The sequence below is a fragment of the Pseudomonas syringae group sp. 243L2 genome (genome assembly GCF_032587875.1).
In the GTDB taxonomy this organism is placed as follows: Bacteria; Pseudomonadota; Gammaproteobacteria; order Pseudomonadales; family Pseudomonadaceae; genus Aquipseudomonas; species Aquipseudomonas amygdali.
Map to the genome: position 1 here is coordinate 145,717 of NZ_JAWHPL010000017.1, position 26,104 is coordinate 171,820.

Genomic DNA, 26,104 nt, shown 5'->3' on the forward strand with positions numbered 1-26,104 from the left:
TTGGTCGATAGTCTGTAAAGCGGTTGCAAAACTGTCATTTATTAGTTGTTGGTCCAGTCCGTGCTGGCCAGCGCTGGCTTATTTCATTTACGGCGCTGCCGTTACGGGTTGAATCAGGTATGACCAACGTATTTATTTCGGCATTACTGGCTGGACTATGGATGGCATCGGCTGCGAATGCATCGGCTTCTACCTTTACCGCGCAGGTACTCGACAAGCAGGGCAAGCCCCTCGCAGATGCAGTAGTGACGCTCAAAGGCCCGGCTGATCCGTCGCCCGCAGTGCTTAAGGCTGCCATGGACCAGCGCGACCAGGAGTTTGCACCGCATGTGCTGGCGGTACACACCGGCACGCAGGTCAAGTTTCCCAACAGCGACAACATCCGCCATCAGGTTTATTCCTTTTCCCCGGCCAAGCGTTTCGAGTTGCGACTTTACGAAGGCACCCCCTCGGAACCGCTGTTGTTCGACAAGCCTGGTGTGGTAGTGCTGGGCTGCAACATCCATGACTGGATGGTCGGCTACATCTATGTCACGGACGAACCCTGGTTCGGCGTGACGGACAGCAATGGCCTGCTCAAACTCGATCAGGTGCCAGCCGGACACTACGCTGCCACGCTCTGGCATCCGCAAATTGAAGACATGCAGCCTGTATCGGGCGGTGAATTCGATGTGCCCGCATCGGGCCTCACCCAGCGTTTCAACCTCGCGGTCGAAGTGAAAGCCGAGGATAAACCTGGCAAGCCGGCCCCCGGCGGTTTCGGCGACGCTTTTCACAAGGCCGCACATGAATGAAATTTAAAGCCAGCTTTCAGGCGCGCATCGCCGGGGTTCTGATTGCCCTGTTGCTGATTGTCGTGGGCGCAGTCTTTCTCGCGGTCAAGGTTGCGACCGACGACGCGGTGCGCACTCAGGCCCAGGCGCAGCTGGAAGTGGGTAGCCGTGTGTTCGAGCGGCTGATTGATCTGCGCGGCAAGCGTCTGCGTGACGCCGTGCAACTGTTGGCGGCCGACTTCGGGTTTCGTGATGCTGTAGCGAGTGCCGATTCATCGACCATTCGATCGGTATTGCTCAATCATGGCAAACGCATCAACGCCAGCGATATGTTCCTGCTGGGCATGGATGGCGTGGTGGTTGCCAGTACCGAGACAGCGGTGCCGGAGGGGTCCAGGTTTGTCTATGACCAGGCGCTGCGCAACGCCAAGCGTGCCGGTCAGTCAGTGCTTATTATTCCGGGTGGCGGAATACCTCATTTGCTGGTGGAAAGTACCGTGCTTGCGCCGTTGCCGATAGGCCGCGTGGTGATGGGCTTCACCATCGACAGTGGCATTGCCGAAGAGCTGCGTTCTCTCAGTGGGCTGGAAGTGTCGTTTCTCACGGTGGAAAACGGTCAGTCCGGGGAACTGATCAGCACCCAGCCGAAAGCCTTGTACGCTGGTCTGATCGAGCTGATGCGCAGTTCCTCTGAAGGGCAGATGCTGCTGACCGAGCAAGCGAACCTCAACTTTCTCAGTCAAACGCTGATGCTGGCCAAAAGCAGCAATGGCGACGACGGACAAGTGATCGCGCTGTTGCAGAGCCCGCTGGACAAGGCTTATCAAGCGTTTGCACCGCTGAATGAAAAGATTTTCTGGATTTCCATGATCGCATTGCTGGCGTCGCTGCTGGGTACGCTGGCGCTGGCCCGCAGCGTGTCGCTGCCGGTGCAGGAGTTGGCTATTGCGGCCAAACGTATTGGCGATGGTGACTATAAAACGCCGGTAACCCTGGTGCGCAGTGACGAATTGGGCATGCTCGCCGACGCGATCAACACCATGCAACAGGGCATCGCCGTGCGCGAAGGGCAGTTGGCTCACAACGCTCTGCACGACAACCTGACCGGCCTGCCCAATCGAGCGTTGGTGATGGAACGTCTTGGCAGTTTGATTGCGGCAAATCGCACGGTCGCCTTGCTGTACCTAGGCATCGAGAACCTGGCCACGATCAACGAAAGTGCGGGTGCCGAAGGCGTTGAGCAACTGTTACGCCAGTTGGGGCAGCGTTTGCAGGGCAATTTGCGGTCTGGCGACACGGTGGCACGGCTGAGTGCCAACGAGTTCTTGCTGTTGCTGGACAACACTGCCAGTGACGGCGCGGTGGGCATGGCCGACGCCGTGCAGCGTTTGCTCAGCGAGCCGCAACGTATCGACAACCATGATCTGATGCTTGAGTGCTGCATAGGCATCACGGTTTATCCGGAACACGGTGATTCGGCTCAGGAACTGGTCAACCGTGCGGCGATTGCACGCAAGGACGCAGCGTTCATTCCCGGTCGCCTGCAGATCTACCAGGACGGACGTGACCTCGCTCACCAGCGTCAGATATGTCTGATCCGCGACCTGCGCAAGGCTCCGCAGAATGGCGAACTGATGCTCCATTACCAACCCAAACTGGATATCCGTCAGGGCTATGTTCGTCAGGCGGAAGCCCTGCTGCGCTGGACTCACCCGCGCTTTGGCAATGTTTCGCCAGCCGAATTCATTGTGCTCGCCGAGCGCACCGGCAGTATCAACCTGCTGACTAACTGGGTTATCGAAGAGGCAATGCGTCAGTTGGCCGAATGGCGCCAGCGCGGTCTGGTGCTGCAGGTATCGGTCAACATTTCCGCCGACGACCTGCTGGGCGACGATCTGGCCGGTTATGTCATGAAACTGCTCAAGCAATACGCGGTGCCTGCCGAACAACTGGTATTTGAGATAACCGAGAGCGCGGTCATGAGCGAGCCGGAGAAAGCCCTGGTGGTTCTGCATCGTCTACGCGACTGCGGTATCAGCCTGTCGGTCGATGACTTCGGCACCGGTTACTCGTCACTGGCCCACTTGAAGCGTCTGCCAGTGCAGGAGTTGAAAATCGACCAGTCTTTCGTGCGCAACCTGGATGAAACCAGCGAAGACGCGGTGATCGTGCGGTCGACCATCGAAATGAGCCATAACCTCGGACTCAAGGTGGTGGCAGAGGGTGTCGAGTACCAACACAGTCTGGACCTGCTCCGGCGTTGGCATTGCGATACGGCCCAGGGTTACCTGATCAGTCGGCCGCTGACGGCGTCAGCATTTGAGGCATGGATTGCTACGTATCAGGCATCACCCAGTCTTATGGTGAATTAATCCATGTCCTACAAGACATCATTACTGTTGAGTTATCTTTTGGCGGGTGTGGCAGGGGTTGCCCCGACGCTCGCGCTGGGCGACAACGGCCGACTTATCGCCACAGGTGGCGCAACCAGTATTGAGGGCAGCGCCGGTGGCGGTATCACCCCATGGGCGGTGATCACCGGTTACAGCGAGCAAGGCGAGTGGGGGGCGACAGCCTTCGCCACGCACATCAATCTGCCGGACTACAACCTTGATGTGGCAGGCCTCGCCGTCGCCTATGGCAACCGCGTCGAGTTTTCCTATGCTCACCAACGTTTCGATATCAGCAACCTGCAGCACAGGCTCAGCCTGCCGGACGACAACCTCAGCCAGGACGTGTTCGGCGTCAAAGTGCGCCTGTTCGGCGACCTGATCTATGAAAGCCTGCCGCAGGTTTCCCTGGGCGTGCAGTACAAGCATCAGAACGATTTCCTGATCCCGAGTCTGGTGGGGGCCAAGCGTGATTCGGATGTCGAAGGGTATCTGACGGCCAGTCGGCTGTTCATGGGCGCGGCGTTTGGCTACAACGTCGTGGTCAACGGTGGCATGCGTTATAGCCGCGCCAACGAAACCGGTCTGCTCGGGTTTGGCGGGGACCGGCGTGACAGTCGCAGTCTGCTCAAGGAGGGCTCGGTAGCGGTGCTGTTCAATCCGCGCTGGGCGCTTGGCGTCGAATATCGCGAAAAGCCGGATAATCTTTCGTTTGCTGGCGAGAGCGACTGGGCAGATGTGTTTCTCGGTTATTTCCCCAACAAGCATCTGTCCGTTGTATTGGCCTACGCCCGTCTGGGCGAAATCGCCACGCTGGATAACCAGAACGGCACTTATCTGTCTGTGCAGGGGAGTTTCTGATGAGACGCTTGCTGATCTGTCTGATGCTGACGGTGCTGGCCGGTTGCGCCCAACAGCAACAGCCCCCCAAGGATGACAGTCTTTATCGAGACCTTGGCCAGCGTGCCGGCATCCAGCGCATCGTCGAAGGCATGCTCATGAACGTGGCCAGGGATGACCGGATTGTCGAGCGCTTCAAGAAAGTCGACATCGTGCGTCTGCGCGACAAACTGGTCGAGCAACTCTGTGTCGAAGCGGGCGGCCCGTGCCGTTACACCGGTGACAGCATGGCCGAGTCGCACAAGGGCCAGAACCTTACCCCCAGCGATTTCAACGCGCTGGTTGAAAACCTGATCGCAGCGATGGACACCGAGAACGTCCCGGTTCCGGTCCAGAACCGTTTGATCGCCCGGTTGGCGCCAATGCGTGGCGACGTGGTCGGTAAGTAATTCGTAGCCTTTAAGTGCAGTCTGACTATCGTGTCAATGCTCCGCGTCCAGGATCGGACGCAGAGCGTCCAGAACGGCGTTCCCACGCTGGAGCGTGCGGAACGATAATCTTCAGGGAGAGCACTTGCGCGAGAACACTATCGTGCCAATGCTCCGCGTTGGCATGCCGTTCGTGACGCTCCGCGTCACAAATCGACGCCGCGCCGCGTGTTCAGGATCGGACGCAGAGCGTCCAGAACAGCGTTGCCACGCTGGAGCGTGGTAACGATAGTCTCTGTCGCGTTAACTCCAACTTTGCCCCATCTCAACTCAATCGCGTCAGGTACCCCGGCACTTCCTGCTCCGGCAGTACCGATAGCACTTTCAGGCGCTGGAGCATGCGCTGCCGGGCGCGTTGCAGGTGCTCCTTGAGGTTCAAGGCCGCGGCGTCGAAAGCACCGTGCAGCAGCAACTCAATGATTAGCCGGTGCTCGGCCAGCATCGCTTCATCCGCGCCAATTTCCAGCAACCGGTAGAAAATCCGGTTGATGATCATTGGGCTCTGCGCCTGACTGATCAAAGTGGCGATCTTGCGGTTTTGCAGGCCGCCCAGACACTGCTGATGCAGGTCGTCCTCAAGGCGCTCTATTTCCTCCAGGCTGCACTGTTCGGCATTTTGCGCTTGAATGACTCTGGCCAGCATGGCCTCCAGAGTTTCGCGACTCAGCTGCGGCGCGGTCTGGCGCAGGGCTTCGGGCTCAAGGCAGGCGCGCAGTTCGTAGTCTTCGGTGATCTCCCGGGCCGTCAGCGGCCCTGCCAGCCACTGTGAGTAAGGCTCTTTTTCCACCAGGCCGCGATCACGCAAACGCATCAGCGCCTCGCGAACCACCGCGCGGCTGACGCCGTAGTGCTGCGCGGCGCTTTGTTCATCCAGCCGATAATGACCAAAGGCGATACAGGCCGACAGCGCCGCGCCGATCTCGTCATGAATACGTTCGCCGAGTGGGCGGGTGTCGACCAGCTCTTCGCTGCTGTCCAGCCCGAACTGCTTGTGGCTCAGGCTTAACCGCAACGGCTCGACTTCCCCGGCGTCAGGATTGACCAGGTAACCCCGGCCATCGAAACGGCTGATCAAGCCTTCTTCATGCAGCAGATTGAGCGCCTTGCGCACTGGCACCCGGCTGGTGCCGAACAGTTCTGCCAACGGTGCTTCAAGCAGCACCAGTCCATTGGCAGCCGCACCCGAGACGATTGCGTTACGCAACACCTCACGGATCGTGGCGTAACGCGACGCGGTGCGCGTGTCCTCTTCTGACATCGGTTTCATACACTTCTGGCGGTTGACGGACGATTCTCGCACAGAAGCGCCGTTGTCACCCTGGGCCACGTCCTGATGCTCGCTCATGGGGCCACCGTTACTTTTTTGCACTAAAATGTATCTTTTGTAAAAGATACATTATTTCTTTATGACGATCCTGTTCGTCCACGACGCCTTATCGCAACTGATTGATGCCTTTGCAGAAAGGTTTCTAGTACGGCGTTTCCAGCGCGAAAGGGCCGTCAGCTCTATCGGGTCAGGGCGTCGCGACATGCAGATTGGCATGGAACCTGCCTTTGTTAAATGTACATTTTATTAATAAGTACATTTTTGAGGGTGTGATGTCCATGACCGATACCGGGAGTCACAGCGTTACCGGTGATGCCTGCGCACTGGCCGAGGATTTTGCCCAGGGGCGCAGTGACCCTGTGCAGGCTCTGGACAAGGCGCTGCAACAGGCGGCACGCGCCGATCATGTGTTCATTTCCATGAGTATCGAACGGGCACGCAGGGAAGCCGAAGCGTCTGCGGCCCGCTGGCAGCAAGGGCAGCCATTGAGCCCCTTCGACGGCGTGCCCATCGCCTGGAAGGATCTTTTCGACGTGGCAGGCAGCGTCACAACCGCCGGTGCTGCGGTGCGCAACAACCTGTCGCCCGCGCTGCTGGATGCGCCGAGTGTCGGGCTGCTGGCACGGTCCGGGATGGTCAGCCTGGGCAAGACCAATCTCAGTGAATTCGCTTATTCAGGGCTGGGCCTGAACCCGCATTTCGGTACGCCGATCAACCCCAACAGCGACGGCTCGCCACGCATTCCTGGCGGTTCGTCTTCGGGTTCGGCAGTCGCCGTCGCCAACAGAACCGTACCGATCGCCATGGGCACCGATACCGCCGGTTCTATTCGTGTGCCGGCAGCGCTCAACGGTCTGGTGGGGTTTCGCAGCACCAGCCGCCGCTATAGCCGCGACGGCGTTTTCCCGCTGGCGCTGACGCTGGACAGCGTCGGGCCACTGACCCGCAGTGTGCGCGACGCTCTAGTGATCGATGATCTGCTCTGTGCGCGCAGCAAACCTTCATCGTTGATACCACGCAGCCTGGCCGGTCAACGTTTCCTGCTCGATCAGGCGGTGCTGGAAGACGAACGAGTCACGCCGGCCGTTCGCGACAACCTGTTGCGTGCTGTTGAAGCCTTGCGTGCAAGCGGTGCGCTGATCGAGGTCAAGCCTTGCCAGGCATTTCAGGCCACGTTGCTGTTAACCCAGCAACAGGGCTGGCTTGGTGCAGCCGAGGCATTCGCGCTGCATCAGCCGTTGCTCGACAGCGACGCAGCCAGCCAGCTCGACCCCAGAGTGCGCAAGCGCCTGGAGGCCGCACGGCATATGCCCGCCAGCCTGCTGGTCAATCTGTACGCCGCGCGCGAACGTTTGCAGGAGCAATTGACCCTCGAACTCGATGGCGCGCTGCTGATTACTCCAACTGTTGCTCATGTGGCGCCGCCGCTCGTGCCCCTGTTGAACGACGAAGAGCTGTTCATTCAAACCAACCTCGCCACGCTGCGCCTGACCATGCCGGGCAGCCTGCTGAACATGCCCGGCGTGTCGCTGCCCAGCGGCAGTGATGCCTCGGGCCTGCCCACCGCAGTGTTGCTTAGCGCTCCGGCGGGGGAAGACGCACGGTTGCTACGCGCAGCGCTGGCAGTGGAAGCACTGATCGCAGCCCCTTGAACAACCTGTGAATTTTGAAACCGGCCCGCGTGCGGTACATCGCGAAGCCGTTCTGATTAACCCGTGGGAGAACAAAGATGGCCAAAGAAATTCTGTGTGCGTTTGGTGTGGATGTAGATGCGGTAGCGGGTTGGTTGGGCTCCTATGGCGGCGAAGATTCGCCGGACGATATTTCTCGCGGCCTGTTCGCCGGTGAAGTCGGCGCTCCGCGTCTGCTCAAGCTGTTCGAGCGTTACGGTCTGCGCACCACCTGGTTCATTCCGGGGCACTCCATGGAGACCTTCCCCGAGCAGATGAAAGCCGTGGCGGATGCCGGGCATGAAATCGGTGTGCATGGTTACAGCCATGAAAACCCGATTGCGATGACCCCGGAGCAGGAAGAGATCGTCCTCGACAAGTCCATCGAACTGATCACGCAAATGACCGGCAAACGCCCGACCGGCTATGTCGCGCCATGGTGGGAGTTCAGCAACGTCACCAACGAGCTGCTGCTCAAGAAAGGCATCAAGTACGACCACAGCCTGATGCACAACGACTTCCACCCTTACTACGTTCGGGTGGGCGACAAGTGGACCAAAATCGATTACAGCCAGCATCCGGATACCTGGATGAAGCCGCTGGTACGTGGCGAAGAAACCGATCTGGTGGAAATTCCGGCCAACTGGTACCTGGACGATCTGCCGCCAATGATGTTCATCAAGAAGGCACCGAACAGCCACGGTTTCGTCAACCCTCGACATCTGGAAGAGATGTGGCGCGACCAGTTCGACTGGGTCTATCGCGAACACGAACACGCTGTATTCACCATGACCATTCACCCGGACGTGTCTGGTCGCCCGCAAGTGCTGCTGATGCTGGAGCGCTTGATCGAGCACATTCAGAGCCATGCTGGCGTCAAGTTCGTCACTTTCGACGAGATTGCCGACGATTTCGTGCGTCGCAATCCCCGTACCCGCTGATTCATTGCCCTGTCCGAGGCGTCACTCATGTCCATTTACAACAAGCTCGACCTGACCGGCTGGAAACCTGAGCAATTGACTCCGGAGCAAGTACGGTTCGCCACATGGATTGCGTTTTTCGCGTGGGTGTTTGCGGTATATGACTTCATTCTGTTTGGCACGCTGTTACCGGAAATCGGTCGGCACTTCAGCTGGAGTGAGGTCGAACAGGCCGAAATCGCGACCTGGGTCGCGGTCGGCACCGCGGTGGTGGCACTGGCCATCGGTCCGCTGGTAGATCGCCTGGGACGGCGCGTGGGTATCATTTTCACCGTGAGCGGTTCGGCGATCTGCTCGGCGCTCACGGCCATCGGCGGATCATGGGGCAAGTCGCCGCTGATCCTGATTCGTTCGCTGGGCGGTCTGGGTTATGCCGAAGAAACGGTCAACGCGACCTACCTGAGCGAAATCTACGCGGCATCCGACGACCCGCGTCTGGCCAAGCGCCGTGGCTTCATCTACAGCCTGGTGCAGGGCGGCTGGCCGGTCGGCGCTTTGATCGCAGCAGGGCTGACCGCCGTGCTGCTGCCGATCATTGGCTGGCAGGGTTGCTTCGTGTTCGCGGCCATCCCGGCCATCGTCATCGCGATCCTGGCGCGAAAGCTCAAAGAGAGCCCGCAGTTCCAGATCCATCAACGTATTACTCAGTTGCGCAAGAAGGGCGACGTGAGCCAGGCACAGGCTGTGGCGCAAACCTACGGGGTCGATTACGACGAGCACAGCAAAGCGGGGATCGGTGCTGCCTTCCGCGGTTCTTCGTGCCGCGCCACGCTGGTGATCGGTGCTGCGATCCTGCTCAACTGGGCGGCGATTCAGGTGTTCAGTGTGCTGGGCACAACGGTGATCGTCAGCGTTCACCACATCTCGTTCGAGAACTCGCTGATCATTCTGGTGCTGTCCAACCTGGTGGGTTATTGCGGTTACCTGTGTCACGGCTGGATGGGTGACCGGATCGGTCGTCGTAACGTGATCGGTCTTGGCTGGATGCTGGGTGGTCTGGCGTTCGCCGGCATGCTCTACGGGCCTAGCAACATGGTGACGGTCGTTGGCTTGTACAGCCTTGGGCTGTTCTTTCTGATCGGCCCTTACTCGGCGGCCTTGTTCTTCATCAGCGAAAGCTTCCCGACCAGCATTCGTGCAACGGGCGGCGCAATCATCCACGCCATGGGCCCGCTCGGTGCAGTGGTCGCAGGCTTCGGTGCCACGTCGGTATTGAGTGCAGGCGGAGACTGGCAGACCTCGGCGCTGTATTTCGGCGCGCTGCCTTGCTTCCTGTCGGGTGCACTGATGTTTGCGGCCAGGCATGTGCGACCTGAAACGGTGAAATGAGGAGCAACACATGATTCGTAAAGTTGCAGTAGTAACCGGTGCCGCCAGCGGCATCGGCCAGGCGCTGGCAGTGGCTTTTGCCCGGCACGATGTGGCGGTGGCAGGCGGATTCTATCCGGCTGACCCGCATGATCCGAATGAAACCCGCAGGCTGGTGGAGGCGGCGGGTGGCGAATGCCTGATGCTGCCGCTGGATGTGACCAGCACCGAGTCGGTCGACGATCTGGCTGCGGCTGCGATCAAGGCCTATGGCCGAATCGATTACGCTGTGGCCAATGCCGGACTGTTGCGTCGTGCGCCGTTGCTGGAAATGACCGACGAGCGCTGGAACGAGATGCTCGACGTGGACCTGACCGGGGTGATGCGTACTTTCCGCGCCGCCGCCCGGCATATGGGCGAGGGCGGTTCGCTGGTGGCGATCTCATCGATTGCCGGTGGTGTCTACGGCTGGCAGGACCATTCCCATTACGCCGCCGCCAAGGCGGGTGTGCCAGGGCTGTGTCGCTCGCTGGCAGTGGAGCTGGCGCCCAAGGGCATCCGCTGCAATGCGGTGATTCCCGGTTTGATCGAAACGCCACAGTCGCTGGACAGCAAGAACTCGCTGGGCCCTGAGGGTCTGGCGCAGGCGGCCAAGGCCATTCCGCTGGGTAGAGTAGGCCGAGCGGACGAAGTCGCTGCGCTGGTACGTTTTCTGTGCAGCGACGAAGCCAGTTACCTGACCGGGCAAAGCATCGTGATCGACGGCGGCCTGACCGTGCGCTGGCCGGGGTAGATCGCGCAAATTCAACCAAGGAACCCGACCCATGCAACAGCTCAAACAAAAACGTGCGGTGATCACCGGTGCAGGCAGCGGCATTGGTGCTGCCATCGCGCTTGCCTACGCGAGTGAAGGTGCGCATCTGGTGCTGGGCGATCGTGATTCGGTCACTCTGGCCAAGGTTGCCGAACACTGCCGTCAGCTCGGCGCGCAGGTGCACGAATGCGTGGCCGACGTCGGCAGCGTCGAGGGCGCGCAGGCCAGTGTCGATGCCTGTGTCGAGCATTTTGGCGGCATCGACATTCTGGTCAATAACGCCGGCATGCTGACCCAGGCACGTTGCGTCGACCTGAGCATCGAGATGTGGAACGACATGCTGCGCGTCGACCTGACCAGCGTATTTGTGGCCAGCCAGCGCGCCTTGCCGCACATGATTGCCCAGCGTTGGGGACGCATCATCAATGTTGCTTCGCAACTGGGCATCAAGGGCGGTGCCGAACTGACCCATTACGCCGCCGCCAAGGCCGGGGTGATCGGTTTCAGCAAATCCCTTGCGCTGGAAGTCGCCAAGGACAACGTGCTGGTCAATGCCATCGCTCCCGGCCCTATCGAAACACCGCTGGTCGCCGGGATCAGCAGCGCGTGGAAAACCGCCAAGGCTGCCGAGTTGCCGCTGGGGCGTTTCGGTCTGGCCGAGGAAGTTGCGCCGGTGGCGGTGCTCTTGGCCAGCGAGCCGGGTGGCAACCTGTTCGTCGGCCAGACGCTAGGTCCCAATTCCGGCGACGTCATGCCATGAGCAAACTGCTGGAGAACACCTGATGTGTGGATTGTGCGGGCTGTTGGGCGAAGATGTGCACTGGAGCGACCCACTGGCTGCCGAACTGCCCCGGCGGCGTGAGCGTTTGCGGCGTATTGCCGCGATCAACAAGGTGGTGGCTCCTTTTCGCCTTAAGGTCGAGGACTTTCAGGGCGTTTCCTACCTTCTGCTGGGGGCCACCGGCAAGCAGGAACTGGCGACCGGCCTGGAGCAGCTCTGGCAGAAAGCCGAGTTACTGATTGGTCGCCCGCTCGACCCGCTGGATTCCCGTTTGCTCGACCATCTGCAGAGGTCATCATGAGCATTGCTCTCAATGTGATTACCGGCTTTCTCGGCAGCGGCAAGACCACGTTGCTCAAACGCCTGCTGGCCGATGAAGACATGGGCGAAACTGCGCTGTTGATCAACGAATTCGGCGATGTCGGTATCGATCATCTGCTGGTTGAAGAGGTTGCTCCGGATACCGTTCTGCTGCCCAGCGGTTGTGTCTGCTGCACCGTCAGGGGGGAGCTGAAAGATGCGTTGCTCGGCCTTCTGGAGCGACGTAATCGTGGCGAGATTCCAGCGTTTCGCCGGGTGATCCTGGAGACCACCGGCCTTGCGGATCCCGCACCGATTCTCACCACGCTGAGCAATGACCCGCAACTGCGCGGGCGTTTTCATATCGGCCTGATCGTCACGTTGGTGGACGCCTGCCACGCAACACTGCAAGAGCGTCTGCATCCGGAGTGGCTGGCTCAGATCGCGGCGGCGGACCGGCTGTTGTTGAGCAAGACCGATCTGGTCGATCAGCCCGCACTGGATGCGCTTCGTCAGCACCTGCAAGCGCTGAATTTCTCTGCACCGCTGCGGGATACTGCGCAGATCCACAGTGGCGATCAACTGTTGCTGGGCGAGGGCATGCGCAGCGACGAACCGGCCGCTGAAGTGACGCGTTGGCAACTGCATCGGGTGCTGTCGACTTCCGCGCGGCATGGTGATGCGCAGGTCTGTTGCCTGACGTTCGAGCGGCCTCTGGACTGGGTCGGTTTCGGGGTGTGGCTGTCGATGCTGTTAAGATGCCACGGTGAACGAATCCTCCGTGTCAAAGGACTGCTCAACGTGAACGACAACCAGGCTCCCATCGTGATTCATGGTGTGCAGCATTGCCTGCATGCGCCGGTGCATCTTGCAGCCTGGCCAGGAGAGGATCGCACTTCCCGGCTGGTGTTCATCCTGCGCGGTCTTGATCCCGAGTTGCTGCGTCGTTCATTCGAAGTGTTTTCCAGTAGCTTCGCGCCATCACTCAGCGAGTCTGCGGCATGACCATTACCTTGCGTGTGCTGGGTACGTCTGTGACCTTGCTGGAGTCCTTGCGTGAGCGGGCCGAGCAGGAACTGGGCATCAAGCTGATCTATCAGATCCATGACGTGCAGACCGCGCAACGCATCGCGGTCATGCAGCCCGACAGCTACGACCTTTACGATCAGTGGTTTCATAATGTTGATTTCGTCTGGCCTGCGCGGGCCATTCAACCCATCGACACGCGGCGCATCGCGCTTTGGCACGAAATCAACGACCTGCCCAAACAGGGGCGACTAAGACCCACCGATCAACCGGGCAGCGGCAGTGTGCCCAGCGAACGTCTGTTCGTGCAGCACGATGGCAGCCTGGGCAGTGCGGTGACTGAGCGCATCAGTATGTTGCCGCTGACTCACAACGCCGACAGTTTTGCCTATCGCCCCGAGCGTTTGCCGGATGGGCTGAGTCCTGCTGACGAAAGTTGGGGCTGGTTGCTCGACCCTGTGTGGGGTGGGCGCATCGCCTTGCAGAGCGACGCTGCTATCGGCGCACTGGATGCCGCATTGGCTGTGCAGGGCGCTGGGCTGGCGGCGTTCAAGGACATCGGCAACATGAGCATCGAAGAAATCGACGTGTTGGCCGACGTGCTGGTGCGCAAACAGCAGCAAGGGCATTTTGGCGCGTTCTGGTCAGACGACGAAGAAGCCGCCGAACTGATGCTCAGCCCGACCATCGACATTCAGAGCCTCTGGTCACCCACCTTGGTCAGGTTGCACCGCGCGGGTGTGAAGTACCGCGTGGCAGTGCCCAAAGAGGGTTATCGCGGCTGGTTCGGCGGGCTGTCTTTATCGCGCCACGCCAAAGGCCCGGTGCTGGATGCAGCCTACGCCTACCTGAACTGGTGGCTGTCCGGCTGGCCGGGCGCAGTGATGGCGCGGCAGGGGTATTACATCGGTAATCCGGCGCGCAGTCGTGATTATCTGAGTGCCGCAGAATGGGATTACTGGTACGCCGGTCTGCCCGCCCGCGAGCAACTGCTCGGCAGCGACGGCCTGCCACTGATCGACGCCGGAGAGATCCGCGACGGTGGTTCCTACGAGGAACGCATGGGCCACATTGCGGTGTGGAACTCGGTCATGAACGAACACAACTACCTGGTCCGCCGCTGGAACGATATCCTCCGCGCCAGTGGCAAAAGCAGCGCCAAAGCGCGTTAGGCACGCATTCAAAAGCGGACGCACAGCGTCCCGAATGGCATTCCCACGCTGGAGCGTGCGGAACGATAATCGTCAGAGCACCATCGTGCCAATGCTCTGCGTTGGCATGCAGTTCGTGACGCTCCGCGTCACAGGTCTGCGCCGCACCGCACATTCAAGAGCTGACGCAGAGCGTCCAGAACGGCATTCCCACGCTGGAGCGTGCGGAACGATAATCGTCAGAACACCATCGTGCCAATGCTCCGCGTTGGCATACATTTCGTGACGCTCCGCGTCACAGTTCTACGCCGCGGCGCACATTCAAGAGAGGACGCAGAGCGTCCAGAACGGCATTCCCACGCTGGAGCGTGCGGAACGATAATCGTCAGAGCACCATCGTGCCAATGCTCCGCGTTGGCATGCATTTCGTGACGCTCCGCGTCACAGGTCTACGCCGCACCGCACATTCAAGAGCTGACGCAGAGCGTCCAGAATGGCATTCCCACGCTGGAGCGTGCGGAACGATAATCGTCAGAACACCATCGTGCCAATGCTCCGCGTTGGCATGCAGTTCGTGACGCTCTGCGTCACAGGTCTGCGCCGCACCGCACATTCAAGAGCTGACGCAGAGCGTCCAGAATGGCATTCCCACGCTGGAGCGTGCGGAACGATAATCGTCAGAGCACCATCGTGCCAATGCTCTGCGTTGGCATGCAGTTCGTGACGCTCCGCGTCATAGATCTACAGCCTTGTCCGGTAGCAAATGCAGCCGAGACAAGGTTTCAGTAGCAAAAAAAAGCGGCTACCTCTCGATAGCCGCTTTCCATTTACCGCACTAATGCATCACTTCGGCAGTTTGAATGCCATCACGTAGTCACCCTGTTTGGTGCCCAGTGAACCGTGACCGCCCGCCACGACCAGCACGTATTGCTGACCGTCCTTGCCGGTGTAGGTCATCGGTGTGGTTTGGGCGCCTGCTGGCAGGCGACCTTCCCACAGCTGTTTGCCATTACGTACATCGTAGGCGCGCAGGTATTGGTCAAGCGTACCGCTCAGGAAGGCCAGACCGCTCGCCGTTGTGATCGGGCCACCCAGGCTTGGAACGCCCATGGTCAGCGGGATCGGGATTGGCGAACTGTCACGCACGGTACCGTTCTTGTGCATCCAGATGGTTTTGTGGGTGGTCAGATCGACCGCCGCCACGTAACCCCACGCCGGTGCCTGGCACGGCAGGCCCATTGGCGACAGCAGTGCTTCCAGGATCACGCCATATGGTGCGCCCTTGTTCGGCTGCACGCCTTCGGTTTCGCTCTTGCGGCCAGGGCCGCCTTCGACTTCGGCAGCAGGCACCAGCTTTGAACGGAACGCCATGTAGCTCGGGTTGACGAAGGCAATCTGACGAACCGGGTCGACGGAAATACCGCCCCAGTCGAACACACCGAAGTTACCTGGATAAACAATCGAACCCTGCAGCGATGGCGGCGTGAACGGGCCGTCGTAGCGCAGCGACTTGAAGTCGATCCGGCACATCATCTGGTCAAATGGCGTCACGCCCCACATGTCGCGCTCTTTAAGCGGCGGCGGCATGAAGTTCAGGTCGGACTTGGGCTGGGTCGGCGAGGTGTGATCGCCTGCAACAGCACCTTGCGGAACCGGTATTTCGTTGATCGGCACAATGGGCTGACCGGTGCTGCGGTCCAGCACGTAGATGCTGCCCTGCTTGGTCGATGCCAATACCGCCGGCTTCACGCCATCAGCCGTTTTCATGTCCAGCAGGGTCGGTTGACCACCCACGTCCATGTCCCACAGGTCATGGTGGGTGAACTGGTAATTCCAACGTACGCGACCCGTCGCGATGTCCAGTGCAACCAGGCCCGCGCTGTATTTCTCGGAATCCGGCGTACGATCGCCGCCCCATTGGTCAGGCGTCTGGTTACCCATTGGTAGGTAGATCATGCCGAGCTTTTCATCGACGCTGAACATGGACCACATGTTCGGCGAGTTGCGCGTGTAGATCTTGCCTTCGGCAATCGGCGCAGTCTCTTCCGGGTTGCCGCTGTCCCAGTTCCAGACCAGACGGCCAGTGTGCACGTCGTAGGCACGGATCACGCCGGACGGTTCGTCCATAGAGACGTTATCGGTAACGTGGCCGCCGATGATCACCAGGTCTTTGGTCACTGCCGGTGGCGACGTGGAGTAATAGCCGCCCGGAGCAAACGTACCCATATTGGCAGTCAGGTCAACCGAACCCTTGTTGCCGAAGTCTTCACACATTTTGCCGGTATCGGCGTTCAGCGCGATCAGACGGGTGTCGGCAGTCGGCAGGAAGATTCTGCGTGGGCATGCATTTGAAGTGGCGCTGGCTGCGCCCGGTGCTGCCGGGCTTTGTGCCGGGGCGCTGGCTGCATAGGCTGCGTCGTCATGATAAGTGACGCCACGGCAGGTCATGTGCGCCCAGCCTTTGAAGTTTTTCGCATTCTGGGTGCTGAGTTTCGGGTCGAAGCGCCAGATTTCCTTGCCCGAATCCGGATCAAGTGCGATCACCTGGCTGTGCGGCGTACACACGTAGAGCATGCCGTTGACCTTGAGTGGTGTGTTCTCGGCAGTGGTTTCACCCGGGTCGTTCGGCCCAGGGATGTCGCCAGTGCGGAAGGTCCAGGCCGGTTCCAGTTTGTTGACGTTTTCCGGCGTGATCTGCGCCAGAGGCGAGTAGCGGTCACCGAATGCGGTACGGCCGTAGGACTGCCAGTCGCCGTCAGGCATGGCCGGAGCGGTGTTGGTGGTGCCGGCAGTTTCGCGGTCCAGCTGGCCTTCGATACGGCCAGGGTTGGTGAACTGGCTCGCCAGCGCGGTCAGACCGGCCAGCACGACAGCAACGCTCAGTGCGCCAGTGCCCATGCGCGCCGGGCCATTGCGCAGCAGTGGCTTGCGGAACCACGGCAGCAGCAGGACGATGCCCAGTGCGAACCACAGCGCCAGGCGTGGCACCAGTTGCCACCAATCGAGTCCGACTTCCCACAACGACCATACAGTGCTCGCGAACAGCAGCAGTGCATAAAGGCCCAGCGCAGCCGCGCGACCAGTGATCAGCAACACGCCGGTCACGGCGAAGCCGATACCGGCCAACAGGTAATACAACGAGCCATCCAGTTGCAGCAGTCGGGCACCACCGACCAGCAAGGCCAGCCCCATCAACAGGATCACCAGCCCGAGCAGGGTCGGCAACAGGCGATTTCTATTTGAAGCACCGTCAGTGCTCATAATGCGAATCTCCGCGAGAAGTAAGTAGTTGATATATTGTTTTCATGTACGCCGCCGACCCTGGCAGCATTCCTTGAGGCTGTTTATTGAAACGAATCACCGACGTTCGAATTCAACATCACACAGAACACGGTTGCCCATTCAGCGCGGCCCGGTCATTGATTCGTAGACCATTGCCGCCCGAATTCGTGCATAGGTGTTTATTCAACGGAGTCTCTTCAGAAAGGAAACCTGCAATCCTTAAACGCGCAATGATAGGACGCTAACGATTTTTCTAAAAGCGATAAACCTGACATGGATCATTGCAAGGTCGGCAACAGTGGCTCAAGTCGACTGTGTTTTATGAAAGCGCGGCGCTTACAATGGCAAACTTTTCGGGAAGACCTGCGCGCTCCAGGAAGCTGTTCAGGCTGCTATCCCTCTTCATCAGCTTCAAGGCTCATCATGACAACACCCAATTCCGATCCGCTGCACGGCGTCACGCTGGAGCAGATTCTCAGGGCTCTGGTCGAACATTACGAATGGTCCGGCCTGGCCGAGCGCATCGACATTCGCTGCTTCAAAAGCGATCCGAGCATCAAATCCAGTCTGACTTTTCTGCGCAAGACGCCCTGGGCGCGTGAAAAGGTTGAAGCGTTGTATGTGAAGTTGCATCGCGGCAAAGGCTGGTAACAGGCCCGCCAGAAAAGCCCGGCATGGACGCTGGAACTCAAGGATAACGATTGATGCACCGCGAACACTCAACTGCGCAGGGACAGCGCTACTACACCCTTGTTGCAGCCTGCCTCGGCTGGTCGGGGCTGGTCATCCAGCTGTACCTGATCTTCATTGGCCGTTATGCCGATCACGCCAGTCTGCTGGGCGGGCTAGTGCGGTTTTTAAGTTTCTTTACCGTACTGACCAACACCCTGGCAGCCGTCGCGCTGAGTTGTGCCCTGACGTCGCGGCAGTCGGCAGGCCACCGTTTTTTCCGGCACCCGGTGGTATGCGGCGGCATTGCGGTGAGCATTGCGCTGGTGGGCATCGCTTACAATATTCTGTTGCGCCATCTGTGGCACCCGCAAGGCTGGCAGTGGGTGGCCGATGAGTTGCTGCACGACATAATGCCGCTGGCGTTCGTACTGTACTGGTGGCTGTACGTGCCCAAAGGCGTGTTGCGCTTGAGCCATGTGCCGCTGTGGGCGATCTACCCGGTCATCTACTTCGCCTACGTCCTGCTGCGTGGCCACATGCTTGGTGACTACCTGTATCCATTCATCGATGTCGGCACGATCGGTTTTCCAAAGGCATTCATCAACGCGCTCGGCGTGCTGCTCGGGTTCTTGCTGGTTGCACTGTTGCTGCTTGGGGTCGACAGATGGGCGGCTCGTCGCACGATGTGAGTCGCCCAGGCTTGCCTATTCTTCAGTGCCGTCCAGCTTCCAGTAGCCAGCGGCCTTGACGAAATCCTCTTGCAGGCCGAACTCATCGAGCAGCACGCGACGCAGCTTGCGTGACAGCGCGGATTCAGTCGCGACCCACGCGTACAGCTTGCCCTCTGGCATCTCCAGGCGACGCGTGACATCCACCAGATTCTGCTCACCGCGTACGATCCAGATCACGTCGACCTGTGCGGCGCTGTCGAACACCTGCTGTTCCTGCGGGTTGGCCACTTCGACCACCACCAGCGCTGCACGGTTGGCGGGCAGCGATTCCAGGCGTCGAGCGATGGCGGGAATCGCCGTTTCATCGCCGATCAGCAGGTAGCTGTCGAACATGTCCGGCACCACCATCGAACCCTTTGGCCCTGCGATGTGCAGAAATTGCCCCGGTTCAGCCTGAGCCGCCCAGGTGGCAGCCGGGCCTTCGCCATGCAGAACGAAGTCGATATCCAGCTCACCGCTGCTTTCGTCATAGCGACGCGGGGTGTAATCGCGCATCGGTGGACGTGGTGCGTCCTTGTCGCTGGTAGCGGTCAGGTCTTCCAGGGCTGCCTGTTCTTGCGCTGTCTGCGGGAAAAACAGTTTAACGTGGTCGTCTGTGCCCAGACTGATGAAGCCTGCCAGTTCCGGGCCCTGCAAGGTAATGCGGCGCATCAGCGGAGTCAGCTCTGTGACTCGCAACACTTTTAGTTTGCGACGCTTGATTTCATGCATGACGCGATGGATTGACTGGGGCGAATTCATGCCGACTCCTCCGAGGTAGGTTGAGGCCCATCGACGACAGCCTTGGCCGTGCTGTTGAGCAGTTCGCTGACCCGCAGAATCTCTTCCGGGGTCCAGCGGCCGTGGTGCATCTGCAGCGCGTGGCGCAGGTTGTGCACCGCTTCGTGGATTTCCGGCGGACGATCGTGGCCGCGCAGTGAGCGCTTGCTGACATCGATGCGCATGCGCACACCTTCCAGCGCCACGGCCTGATCTTCCAGGGATTGGCGACCCGCATCGGTGATGGTGTAGAGCTTCTTGCCAGCCTGGGCATCGCCGACCACCATTTCGCTTTCTTCAAGAAACGTCAGGGTGGGGTAGATAACGCCGGGGCTGGGGCAGTACGCACCCTCGAACAGACCTTCGATCTTGCGGATCAGGTCATAGCCGTGTGCGGGCTGTTCGGCGATCAGTGCCAACAGCAGTAATTTCAGATCGCCAGGGGCGAAAACCCGAGGGCCACGTCCACCGCGTTCACGGCCTGGGCGTTTTTCAAAACCGTCGCGATCTTCACCTGGTTCACGAAGATGCGGCGGACGATGGTGGGGAGGGTGTTTATCTTCACGCATGTTTTTGATCTCTGGTTACAAGTTAGATATACCTTAAGATATATCTTATTGTAATCACAGAGCTGGCAGACGAGCGGTCATTGCCGGTCAAACACCCTTGGGCGGGTCGGCAAGCGGGGCATTGCACATCGCCTGTCCGTGGTTCTCCAGATAAGGCGTCAGGATCGGAGCCATACCTTTGAGTACCTGTACCGGCAATGCCGAGGTGAAGCGAAAGCCTTCGGCGGCGCGTCCCGGTACGAACGCGGTCAATGCGCCGAAGTGGTTGTCGCCGATATAAAACACAAAGGTCGCCGTGCGATTGATCGCCCTGGAACTGAGAATGCGTCCGCCTGCGCCGATGCTCTCGATCCTGTTATCACCCGTGCCAGTCTTGCCGCCCATCGCCAGCACGCTGCCGTCCTGCATCTTGAAGGTGCCTTGCACACGCTTGGCGGTGCCGCCATCCACCACCTGCGACAAGGCTTCGCGCATTGCCGCGGCAACTTCTGCTGGCAGCACGCGCTGGCCCAGCTCCGGGTTGATGGTCAGTTCGGTGTCGTAAGGTGTACCAGCTGCAAAATGCAGACTGTCGATACGCACGGGCGGCAAACGGATGCCGTCGTTCTGGATAATGCCGATCAGCTCGGCCAGCGCCGCCGGGCGATCACCCGAGCTGCCGATAGCTGTTGCCAGCGATGGCACCAGATGGTCGAACGGATAGCCCACGCGCTGCCAGCGCTGTTCGATATCCAGAAACGCTTCGACCTCCATCATGGTCCTTACGCGACTGTCGCGAGCGCTTTTGTGGCGACTCTTGAACAGCCAGCCGTAGACTTCCTGACGCTCGTAACGACTGGCGGCCACGGCGTCCTTGAATTGTGCTTCAGGTTGTTTGAGCAGGTAGCCCACCAGCCACAGTTCCAGCGGGTGGACGCGGGCGATGTAGCCTTGATCGGGCAAGTCGTAAGTGCCCGGCCCATAGCCCTTGTACAAGTCGGCAAGACGCTTGTCGGTCAGCTTCGAGGTTGCTTTCGGCTCATCCAGATGCGCACGGATGAACGCGTTGAACGTCGCTTGATCAGCCCCAGGCAGCAAGTAGCGATGTACGGCAGCCAAGCGGATGGCCGTGGGATGGATACCGTCCAGAAAAGTATCGAGGCGTTCCTGAGTGGTCTTTTCCTTGTAGCGTTTCCAGAAGCGCAGCAGGAAAACCGTGCCCTCGCGGTCGGCAAACTGCGTGAGGTATTCCTGACGGCGCGGGTTGTCGTCATCCTTGAGCAACTCGGCGCTGTTGTTGGGCGCCTGATACGTGCTGTAGCGCACCACATCGCGCATCAGGCGAATGAACGGCAGGTTGATCGACTCACGCAGCGACTCGCGCAGGGTGGGAATCCGCTCGTTGTCTTCGCGCCTGAAGTTATTGAAACGGTGCATGCCGCCACCGGTGAAGAACGCCTCTGCCGGGCTGGCCGAATAGGTGCGATCCAGCGCGGCCGAGAGCATTTTCGCCAGATCACGGTCCTTGTTCATCAGCAGGTAATCCACTGCCCAGCGAGTCAGCCGGTCAGGTTCTTCGACAGGCACCTTGCGCAGTTGCGCGGTACTCAGATTCCCATACCGCCCGTGCAGCTCGGCGATGATCTCCAGGTAAGTGGTCAGCACACGCATCTTCGCGGTCGAACCCAGTTCCAGCTTGCTGCCTTCGTTGATGTCGAACGGCTGATCAGTGCTGTCGGTCTGCACCCTGACCCGCGAGCCATCCACGCCGCGTTCGAACAGCGTGAAGCTATAGCGTACCTGGGTGGTACTGGCCGGGGTCAGCAGCCGCTCTCCCATCAAACCGGTTTTTGCAGCGAACTCAGGGTTGGCCAGGTCACGCAGGTACTGGCTGACGCTGCGCTGCAATTCGCCATGCAGGGTACTGGTGGCCGACAGATCAAGACGGTCCAGGTCGTAAAGCGGGCGATTGAGCAGGTTCGACAAACGAGTGCGCGCGACACTGATGCCTTTATTGGTTTCGATAGGCTGAATGGTCGGCTGCTGCGCCCAGTCGCGGTAGGTGACCTGGGCTGCCAACGCGGCATCGGCCAGCGGTTGATCAATGACATTGGCTTGGGCCAGCAGACGTAGATGGCTGTCGGTCAGGTCCGCCAGTTCCAGGCGGCCCTTGGCCAGATAGTGCGACGGACGACGCTGGGCAATGACCAGTGACAGCACTTCGCGCAGGGCGAGCGCCTTATCGGCCAGCCGCTGTTTGTCTGTGGGGCTGGAGGCCAGTAAGTCATTGGTTTTGGCAAAATCCGCACCGAACCACACCCGCAACCCTTCGGCCAGCCCATGCACTTCACCGTGCCCCGGCACCGCGGACAACGGCACACTGTTCAGATAATCACGCACCACCCGCTGGCGTACCGCGAGGGTCTCGGTGCCCGGTTGATAGGCGCGAACGCTGGCGGAAATCATCTGCCGCAACTTCTCGGAACCCGACAGCGTCAGCCCGTCGGGTGAATGGCGATATTTTTCCAATTGAGTGGCAAGCGTACTGCCGCCAGCCGACTGGCCGGGGAGGGCGAACATCTTCGCCAGTTGCGACCACGCGGCCTTCACGAAGCGTGGCCAGTCCACTGCCGGGTTGGCCAAGGGTTGCTGCGGGTCCAGCAAGTCGCGGTTTTCGATAAACAGCAGGCTGTTCACCAGCAGTGGCGGAATAGCGGTAAAGGTCGGATAAAACTGCTGCGGGTATCTGAACTCATACAACGGTTCGTTTCGGCAATCAGTGATCGACAGGCCAGCCTGGGTCTTTTCCTCGTAAGGCACGAAGAAGCCATGCTGAACGTAGCGCATCAGCTCTGGTGAGAAACGGGTCTGGCGAGTAATCACATAATCGCGCTTGAGCAGACGCTGCAGGAACTCATCCAGCGACGAATAGCCCAGGCGCCTGTCGAACGGCCCGTCACCGGGATACACCACGTCATGGCTCGGCCCAGGCTGCATCGAATAACTCAGGCTCGCGGCAAAGCGGCTGAACTCCCGCGCCTGCAGCCTTGAACTGCGGCTCTCCACCGTTATTGCAACACCCAGCGCAATGCAGGCCAGCACCACAATCACCCAAAACACCCGCCACCCGTATCGCTTGCGACGCGGACGCTTTGGCGCGCGTGGGTCATCCTGGCGGTCAGCTGACAGCGCTTCATGCTTGCTATCGGAATGCCGAAATACGCCCATAGTCGATTGTCCGGTCATCCTTTCAACGCACCTGACCCAAGCTTAGACGCTGGATGGGAATGTGGGGGGAATTGTGTGGTGGTTTTCGAGATTGGCTGAGACGATGCCTGGACTGGCATGGCTTGTATGCATTTTCGTCTAAGCACAGGGTTTGACTGAAAAAATATCAGTCATAGATAAGCGCCTGAAAAGCATTCTTTATAAATCAAGGCGTTGGACTTATAAAATATTATTGGTTATTTGTAGGACGTTTCCGATAATTGTTTCCAACGCTTGATCTCGAATTAAACAGGTGATTACGTCCGGTTTTGTCAGTGGCAATGATGCCCTGATTAGCTAATCCCTATCGAGATCAACAAAATGAAAAACAAGAAAAACAAGGCAGGTCGTGCGTTTGTGTCTGGATTGCTCTTGGCAATGTCTTATCACGCCATGGGTCAAGTAGAAGGAGCTCCTGTCGTCAGTCAACAACCAATGTTGCAGGAACAGGCTGTACAAAACCCAAGCCATTCGAATCCTGTGGTGCTGTCGGACAAGATTCATCAGATCAGTCATATTCTGGAGAATACTTCGGCAGTTCATCAGTATAATTTCACCGCTGCGCGCGGCCAGAACGTACTGATTACAACGCCGGATTCGGATTACGACCAGAAATGGAGGTTGGAGTATCAGGTTGATGGCGGCCGGTGGCAGCCCAAGCGTCATTCATCGGCGCAGAGAATCGAAGGGCTTAATCCTGGTTCACAAGTCAATATACGTATTGTCGCGACTGACGGTGCCAGGTTTGATACCACTGATTACAGCGTGGTGTTTGGCTCGTTTCCTCATATGCGTTATGACTTGCACCACGAAGAGGGCTTCAGGTTGATTCCGTATGGTTTCACCAAACCCGCTTTTCTGGCGACTCAAGCGCTCACAGAGGCAATGCTCGAGGTTACGTTTACCGACAGCAAGGCTTTTCCGCTGGAGGGCGGTGTATTTGATTTCGAGCTCAGTATCAAACATCACCAGGCTAACGGACAATACACCTCGGACAGTTCGGGGAAAATAATACAGCGGGTAACGTTTAAACGCTGCGAGGGCGGCTTGCTCGCTGATAATTTCACTCACCTGAGTGAAAACGGGCGAGAAACCTGGAGTACTCGCTACGAGCCAAAAAAGTATTGGGCTAATAATAGGCTCGCTGAGCAATTGGCGGATAAACCTCATGTGTACAATTTGGGGCTGATTTGCAATCGCTGGCTGATCAACTGGTCAAGGAGCTGACTTAAAAAACGCTCTGTCTGCCGTAGGCGCTACAGAGCGTTTTCTGACCATCAGGCCCTTGTATCGATCAAGTGTGTCGAACCTTTTTCTGCTTTTTCTTTGATCTGACTTATCCAGATTTCACTAGGGTCATCTTTTTTGCTGAGTGCTATTTTTCCAAGATCAATGATGTTTTGAAAATTTAGCAGGTCAAGTTTATAGGTTCCTTTGAATGTGTCTGTGTCATGGTCAGCCAGCGTCATGAGGATTTTGGCATGCGTGATCGCAGCATCCTTGAGGTGGGTTTTTTGGTTGATGGCATCTGATAAATACTTGATTTCATTGATGCCTAACTTATCGTCCAAGTCTATTATTTTAAGCTCGGCATCATCGCCTATCGTATAGCTGAAATTTTTACCCGTCAGGTCGGGGCGCAAATCTATAAGCTCCGCTCTGAACTCTTGGTAGAAACAGGATTGTAATTCCGACATGAGCAATGCATCCACATTAAGGTGCTCTAGATAAAGCTCTTTTGTCATTGGGCGAATGACTTTTTTAGTCGGGTCTCTCTCGTCGGGATGATTGGAGGTGAATTGCAGCCACGGCTCTTCCTCACGCGTGTAGAAAGCATTTGCAAACTCTTCTTTTTTACTCAGTGCCGGTTTATCCTCAGGCGATCGTGTGAGGGGTTCTGTTTGGAGGGGGTTCAAGGGACGTGATAGAGGAAGTAAAAAGTCGGAAGTAATAGTGCTAATGTACATTTTCTGCTCCTTGCTGAATAATTGTATCGTTCTTGTTATCGGTAAATGAACGAGATTCTTGGGCTGATAAAGCTGTGGGATAAATCCTGCTTACAGGCTTTGTGTGATTTGCGTCACGAAACAATGGCATGCCACTGGCTATTTCGAGCGAAATATCAACGGCCTGTATTTGCATTCATCAAACGTGCACATCAACCAGAGGTTTTGGTTCTTCCTCACGCTTCGGCGCATAGCGCTCGATCTGGTAAATAATCGTGTCCATGAAATTGCCAATATGGTTGCGGCTGAAGATCTGTCCGTAGTCGATGACTTTGCTGTAACTCTCCAGATTGAGGGTGTGCTGGTTACCGAATTTTTCCGTGTAATGGTCGAGTAGCGTCATCACAATTTTTGCGTGCGCACGCAGATCCTCTTTCAGTTGTTGACGTTCGTTCAGCTTCTCGGTCAGGTACGTGAACTCCGCCGGCGTGAGTACCTCGTCCGGGTCGGTCACCTGAATGTCCTGATTAAAGCCCAGCGTGAAGCCGAAATGCTTTTTTGACAGCTCTGTATTGAGGTAAAAAAGCTGCTGCTTGAAATCGTGGAAGTTGTCGTACATACGGCATATGGTTTGGTCAAAATCCTTAATGTGGTTTTCCAGATACCTGGCTCGGATATCTTTTGCTTCCTTTTCAGACATGTTCTCTAAAATAGCGCGTCCTGCCGCCGAATTTTTGTAGCTGGAAAACCAAGGTGTCTCTTCGGTCGTATAGAATTCAGCGTTCGGGTCACGCGGTTTTTTTTGTTCTGGCTCTGTAGGGAGCTTGTTCAAAGGGGGCGAGGCTATCTCGTTTTTTTTATCAAACAGGGTTTGCCATTCTTGTGCGGAGATGTAGTTAGGGCCGATATTCATTGTGCACCTGATTTTCTGTAGTCAATTTACTAACGGCACGAACAGGGAAAACTTGCGCTGAGAAGAGTGTAGGAATATTCCCAGGTTGCTGGGGTGGCAATTGTTTTGTAGGAAGTTTCTTTGTTTTTCGTTTTGCTA

22 protein-coding genes are annotated in these 26,104 nt (G+C 58.3%); 15 read left to right on the forward strand and 7 right to left on the reverse strand.

What is annotated here, in order from left to right; all coding sequences use genetic code 11:
- Positions 1-119: 119 nt before the first annotated feature.
- From RYB66_RS09745 to RYB66_RS09760, 4 genes are read left to right on the forward strand one after another with little or no spacing between them, the layout of a single operon-like run.
- Positions 120-794 carry a methylamine utilization protein gene (locus RYB66_RS09745; RefSeq protein ID WP_316894310.1) on the forward strand — a complete coding sequence of 225 codons (675 nt, stop codon included), beginning with the start codon at positions 120-122 and terminating at the stop codon, positions 792-794.
- Entirely contained in the window at positions 791-3,145 is a 2,355-nt protein-coding gene (locus RYB66_RS09750) for an EAL domain-containing protein (RefSeq protein ID WP_005779241.1), read from the forward strand. Before RYB66_RS09745 ends, RYB66_RS09750 begins: the two co-directional genes overlap by 4 nt.
- 3 nt (positions 3,146-3,148) lie before the next feature.
- A complete protein-coding gene (locus RYB66_RS09755) occupies positions 3,149-4,024 on the forward strand; it encodes a DUF3034 family protein (RefSeq protein ID WP_005779243.1) in 876 nt (291 codons plus the stop codon).
- A complete protein-coding gene (locus RYB66_RS09760) occupies positions 4,024-4,452 on the forward strand; it encodes a group I truncated hemoglobin (protein ID WP_004658235.1) in 429 nt (142 codons plus the stop codon). The genes RYB66_RS09755 and RYB66_RS09760 overlap by 1 nt, the downstream gene beginning before the upstream one ends.
- 304 nt (positions 4,453-4,756) lie before the next feature.
- Here RYB66_RS09760 and RYB66_RS09765 read toward each other — a convergent pair whose 3' ends face one another.
- Positions 4,757-5,749 carry a GntR family transcriptional regulator gene (locus RYB66_RS09765; protein ID WP_371217845.1) on the reverse strand — a complete coding sequence of 331 codons (993 nt, stop codon included), beginning with the start codon at positions 5,747-5,749 and terminating at the stop codon, positions 4,757-4,759.
- Positions 5,750-6,096: 347 nt separating this feature from the next.
- On the opposite strand from RYB66_RS09765, the gene RYB66_RS09770 reads away from it, so the two are divergent.
- The 8 genes from RYB66_RS09770 to RYB66_RS09805 all read left to right on the forward strand — a co-directional run bounded on the left by RYB66_RS09770 (position 6,097) and on the right by RYB66_RS09805 (position 13,869).
- Positions 6,097-7,470 carry an amidase gene (locus tag RYB66_RS09770; RefSeq protein ID WP_002554893.1) on the forward strand — a complete coding sequence of 458 codons (1,374 nt, stop codon included), beginning with the start codon at positions 6,097-6,099 and terminating at the stop codon, positions 7,468-7,470.
- A gap of 77 nt (positions 7,471-7,547) precedes the next feature.
- The gene (locus RYB66_RS09775) at positions 7,548-8,429 is read left to right on the forward strand and encodes a polysaccharide deacetylase family protein (protein ID WP_004658231.1); all 882 of its coding nucleotides are present in this window, start codon (positions 7,548-7,550) and stop codon (positions 8,427-8,429) included.
- A gap of 27 nt (positions 8,430-8,456) precedes the next feature.
- Positions 8,457-9,797, forward strand: a complete 1,341-nt coding sequence (locus RYB66_RS09780; protein ID WP_004664063.1) for an MFS transporter — start codon at positions 8,457-8,459, stop codon at positions 9,795-9,797.
- Between the two features lie 10 nt (positions 9,798-9,807).
- Complete coding sequence (locus RYB66_RS09785) at positions 9,808-10,569, forward strand: SDR family NAD(P)-dependent oxidoreductase (RefSeq protein WP_005779249.1); 762 nt, start codon at positions 9,808-9,810, stop codon at positions 10,567-10,569.
- Between the two features lie 31 nt (positions 10,570-10,600).
- Positions 10,601-11,350 carry an SDR family NAD(P)-dependent oxidoreductase gene (locus RYB66_RS09790; protein ID WP_316894312.1) on the forward strand — a complete coding sequence of 250 codons (750 nt, stop codon included), beginning with the start codon at positions 10,601-10,603 and terminating at the stop codon, positions 11,348-11,350.
- A gap of 22 nt (positions 11,351-11,372) precedes the next feature.
- On the forward strand, positions 11,373-11,672 hold the full coding sequence (locus tag RYB66_RS09795; protein ID WP_003431302.1) for a hypothetical protein: 300 nt from the start codon (positions 11,373-11,375) through the stop codon (positions 11,670-11,672).
- Positions 11,669-12,676 (forward strand): CobW family GTP-binding protein, encoded by a 1,008-nt coding sequence (locus tag RYB66_RS09800; protein WP_005746582.1) that lies wholly within the window; start codon positions 11,669-11,671, stop codon positions 12,674-12,676. Before RYB66_RS09795 ends, RYB66_RS09800 begins: the two co-directional genes overlap by 4 nt.
- A complete protein-coding gene (locus RYB66_RS09805) occupies positions 12,673-13,869 on the forward strand; it encodes a PotD/PotF family extracellular solute-binding protein (RefSeq protein WP_005779254.1) in 1,197 nt (398 codons plus the stop codon). The genes RYB66_RS09800 and RYB66_RS09805 overlap by 4 nt, the downstream gene beginning before the upstream one ends.
- Before the next feature lie 822 nt (positions 13,870-14,691).
- Here the strand turns inward: RYB66_RS09805 and RYB66_RS09810 are convergent.
- Positions 14,692-17,109: a glucose/quinate/shikimate family membrane-bound PQQ-dependent dehydrogenase gene (locus tag RYB66_RS09810; RefSeq protein ID WP_005779256.1), complete on the reverse strand. Its 2,418-nt coding sequence runs from the start codon at positions 17,107-17,109 to the stop codon at positions 14,692-14,694.
- Between the two features lie 444 nt (positions 17,110-17,553).
- Here RYB66_RS09810 and RYB66_RS09815 point away from each other — a divergent pair, with 444 nt between their 5' ends.
- Both RYB66_RS09815 and RYB66_RS09820 read left to right on the forward strand, forming a co-directional pair.
- On the forward strand, positions 17,554-17,781 hold the full coding sequence (locus RYB66_RS09815; RefSeq protein ID WP_004658220.1) for a VF530 family DNA-binding protein: 228 nt from the start codon (positions 17,554-17,556) through the stop codon (positions 17,779-17,781).
- Positions 17,782-17,834: 53 nt separating this feature from the next.
- Positions 17,835-18,491, forward strand: a complete 657-nt coding sequence (locus tag RYB66_RS09820) for a Pr6Pr family membrane protein (protein ID WP_005746579.1) — start codon at positions 17,835-17,837, stop codon at positions 18,489-18,491.
- Positions 18,492-18,506: 15 nt separating this feature from the next.
- Here RYB66_RS09820 and RYB66_RS09825 read toward each other — a convergent pair whose 3' ends face one another.
- The 3 genes from RYB66_RS09825 to RYB66_RS09835 all read right to left on the reverse strand — a co-directional run bounded on the left by RYB66_RS09825 (position 18,507) and on the right by RYB66_RS09835 (position 23,068).
- Complete coding sequence (locus tag RYB66_RS09825; protein WP_005779257.1) at positions 18,507-19,274, reverse strand: siderophore-interacting protein; 768 nt, start codon at positions 19,272-19,274, stop codon at positions 18,507-18,509.
- Positions 19,271-19,861, reverse strand: a complete 591-nt coding sequence (locus RYB66_RS09830) for a PadR family transcriptional regulator (RefSeq protein ID WP_004658215.1) — start codon at positions 19,859-19,861, stop codon at positions 19,271-19,273. The genes RYB66_RS09825 and RYB66_RS09830 overlap by 4 nt, the downstream gene beginning before the upstream one ends.
- A gap of 87 nt (positions 19,862-19,948) precedes the next feature.
- Positions 19,949-23,068 carry a transglycosylase domain-containing protein gene (locus RYB66_RS09835; protein ID WP_005746575.1) on the reverse strand — a complete coding sequence of 1,040 codons (3,120 nt, stop codon included), beginning with the start codon at positions 23,066-23,068 and terminating at the stop codon, positions 19,949-19,951.
- Positions 23,069-23,428: 360 nt separating this feature from the next.
- Between RYB66_RS09835 and RYB66_RS09840 the strand changes: the two genes are divergently transcribed.
- Positions 23,429-24,334 carry a hypothetical protein gene (locus tag RYB66_RS09840; RefSeq protein ID WP_005746573.1) on the forward strand — a complete coding sequence of 302 codons (906 nt, stop codon included), beginning with the start codon at positions 23,429-23,431 and terminating at the stop codon, positions 24,332-24,334.
- A 50-nt stretch (positions 24,335-24,384) separates the two neighbouring features.
- Here the strand turns inward: RYB66_RS09840 and RYB66_RS09845 are convergent, their stop codons facing one another.
- On the reverse strand, positions 24,385-25,074 hold the full coding sequence (locus RYB66_RS09845) for a hypothetical protein (protein WP_057404606.1): 690 nt from the start codon (positions 25,072-25,074) through the stop codon (positions 24,385-24,387).
- Between the two features lie 178 nt (positions 25,075-25,252).
- The gene (locus RYB66_RS09850) at positions 25,253-25,966 is read right to left on the reverse strand and encodes a hypothetical protein (RefSeq protein ID WP_005741120.1); all 714 of its coding nucleotides are present in this window, start codon (positions 25,964-25,966) and stop codon (positions 25,253-25,255) included.
- Between the last annotated feature and the right edge of the window lie 138 nt (positions 25,967-26,104).

What these genes read in the sequence shown, in the direction of transcription:
- RYB66_RS09745 (WP_316894310.1), top strand. Translation starts at nt 120, where the DNA reads ATGACCAACGTATTTATTTCGGCATTACTGGCTGGACTATGGATGGCA.
- RYB66_RS09750 (WP_005779241.1), top strand. Translation starts at nt 791, where the DNA reads ATGAAATTTAAAGCCAGCTTTCAGGCGCGCATCGCCGGGGTTCTGATT.
- RYB66_RS09755 (WP_005779243.1), top strand. Translation starts at nt 3,149, where the DNA reads ATGTCCTACAAGACATCATTACTGTTGAGTTATCTTTTGGCGGGTGTG.
- RYB66_RS09760 (WP_004658235.1), top strand. Translation starts at nt 4,024, where the DNA reads ATGAGACGCTTGCTGATCTGTCTGATGCTGACGGTGCTGGCCGGTTGC.
- RYB66_RS09765 (WP_371217845.1), bottom strand. Translation starts at nt 5,749, where the DNA reads ATGTCAGAAGAGGACACGCGCACCGCGTCGCGTTACGCCACGATCCGT.
- RYB66_RS09770 (WP_002554893.1), top strand. Translation starts at nt 6,097, where the DNA reads ATGACCGATACCGGGAGTCACAGCGTTACCGGTGATGCCTGCGCACTG.
- RYB66_RS09775 (WP_004658231.1), top strand. Translation starts at nt 7,548, where the DNA reads ATGGCCAAAGAAATTCTGTGTGCGTTTGGTGTGGATGTAGATGCGGTA.
- RYB66_RS09780 (WP_004664063.1), top strand. Translation starts at nt 8,457, where the DNA reads ATGTCCATTTACAACAAGCTCGACCTGACCGGCTGGAAACCTGAGCAA.
- RYB66_RS09785 (WP_005779249.1), top strand. Translation starts at nt 9,808, where the DNA reads ATGATTCGTAAAGTTGCAGTAGTAACCGGTGCCGCCAGCGGCATCGGC.
- RYB66_RS09790 (WP_316894312.1), top strand. Translation starts at nt 10,601, where the DNA reads ATGCAACAGCTCAAACAAAAACGTGCGGTGATCACCGGTGCAGGCAGC.
- RYB66_RS09795 (WP_003431302.1), top strand. Translation starts at nt 11,373, where the DNA reads ATGTGTGGATTGTGCGGGCTGTTGGGCGAAGATGTGCACTGGAGCGAC.
- RYB66_RS09800 (WP_005746582.1), top strand. Translation starts at nt 11,669, where the DNA reads ATGAGCATTGCTCTCAATGTGATTACCGGCTTTCTCGGCAGCGGCAAG.
- RYB66_RS09805 (WP_005779254.1), top strand. Translation starts at nt 12,673, where the DNA reads ATGACCATTACCTTGCGTGTGCTGGGTACGTCTGTGACCTTGCTGGAG.
- RYB66_RS09810 (WP_005779256.1), bottom strand. Translation starts at nt 17,109, where the DNA reads ATGAGCACTGACGGTGCTTCAAATAGAAATCGCCTGTTGCCGACCCTG.
- RYB66_RS09815 (WP_004658220.1), top strand. Translation starts at nt 17,554, where the DNA reads ATGACAACACCCAATTCCGATCCGCTGCACGGCGTCACGCTGGAGCAG.
- RYB66_RS09820 (WP_005746579.1), top strand. Translation starts at nt 17,835, where the DNA reads ATGCACCGCGAACACTCAACTGCGCAGGGACAGCGCTACTACACCCTT.
- RYB66_RS09825 (WP_005779257.1), bottom strand. Translation starts at nt 19,274, where the DNA reads ATGAATTCGCCCCAGTCAATCCATCGCGTCATGCATGAAATCAAGCGT.
- RYB66_RS09830 (WP_004658215.1), bottom strand. Translation starts at nt 19,861, where the DNA reads ATGCGTGAAGATAAACACCCTCCCCACCATCGTCCGCCGCATCTTCGT.
- RYB66_RS09835 (WP_005746575.1), bottom strand. Translation starts at nt 23,068, where the DNA reads ATGGGCGTATTTCGGCATTCCGATAGCAAGCATGAAGCGCTGTCAGCT.
- RYB66_RS09840 (WP_005746573.1), top strand. Translation starts at nt 23,429, where the DNA reads ATGAAAAACAAGAAAAACAAGGCAGGTCGTGCGTTTGTGTCTGGATTG.
- RYB66_RS09845 (WP_057404606.1), bottom strand. Translation starts at nt 25,074, where the DNA reads ATGTACATTAGCACTATTACTTCCGACTTTTTACTTCCTCTATCACGT.
- RYB66_RS09850 (WP_005741120.1), bottom strand. Translation starts at nt 25,966, where the DNA reads ATGAATATCGGCCCTAACTACATCTCCGCACAAGAATGGCAAACCCTG.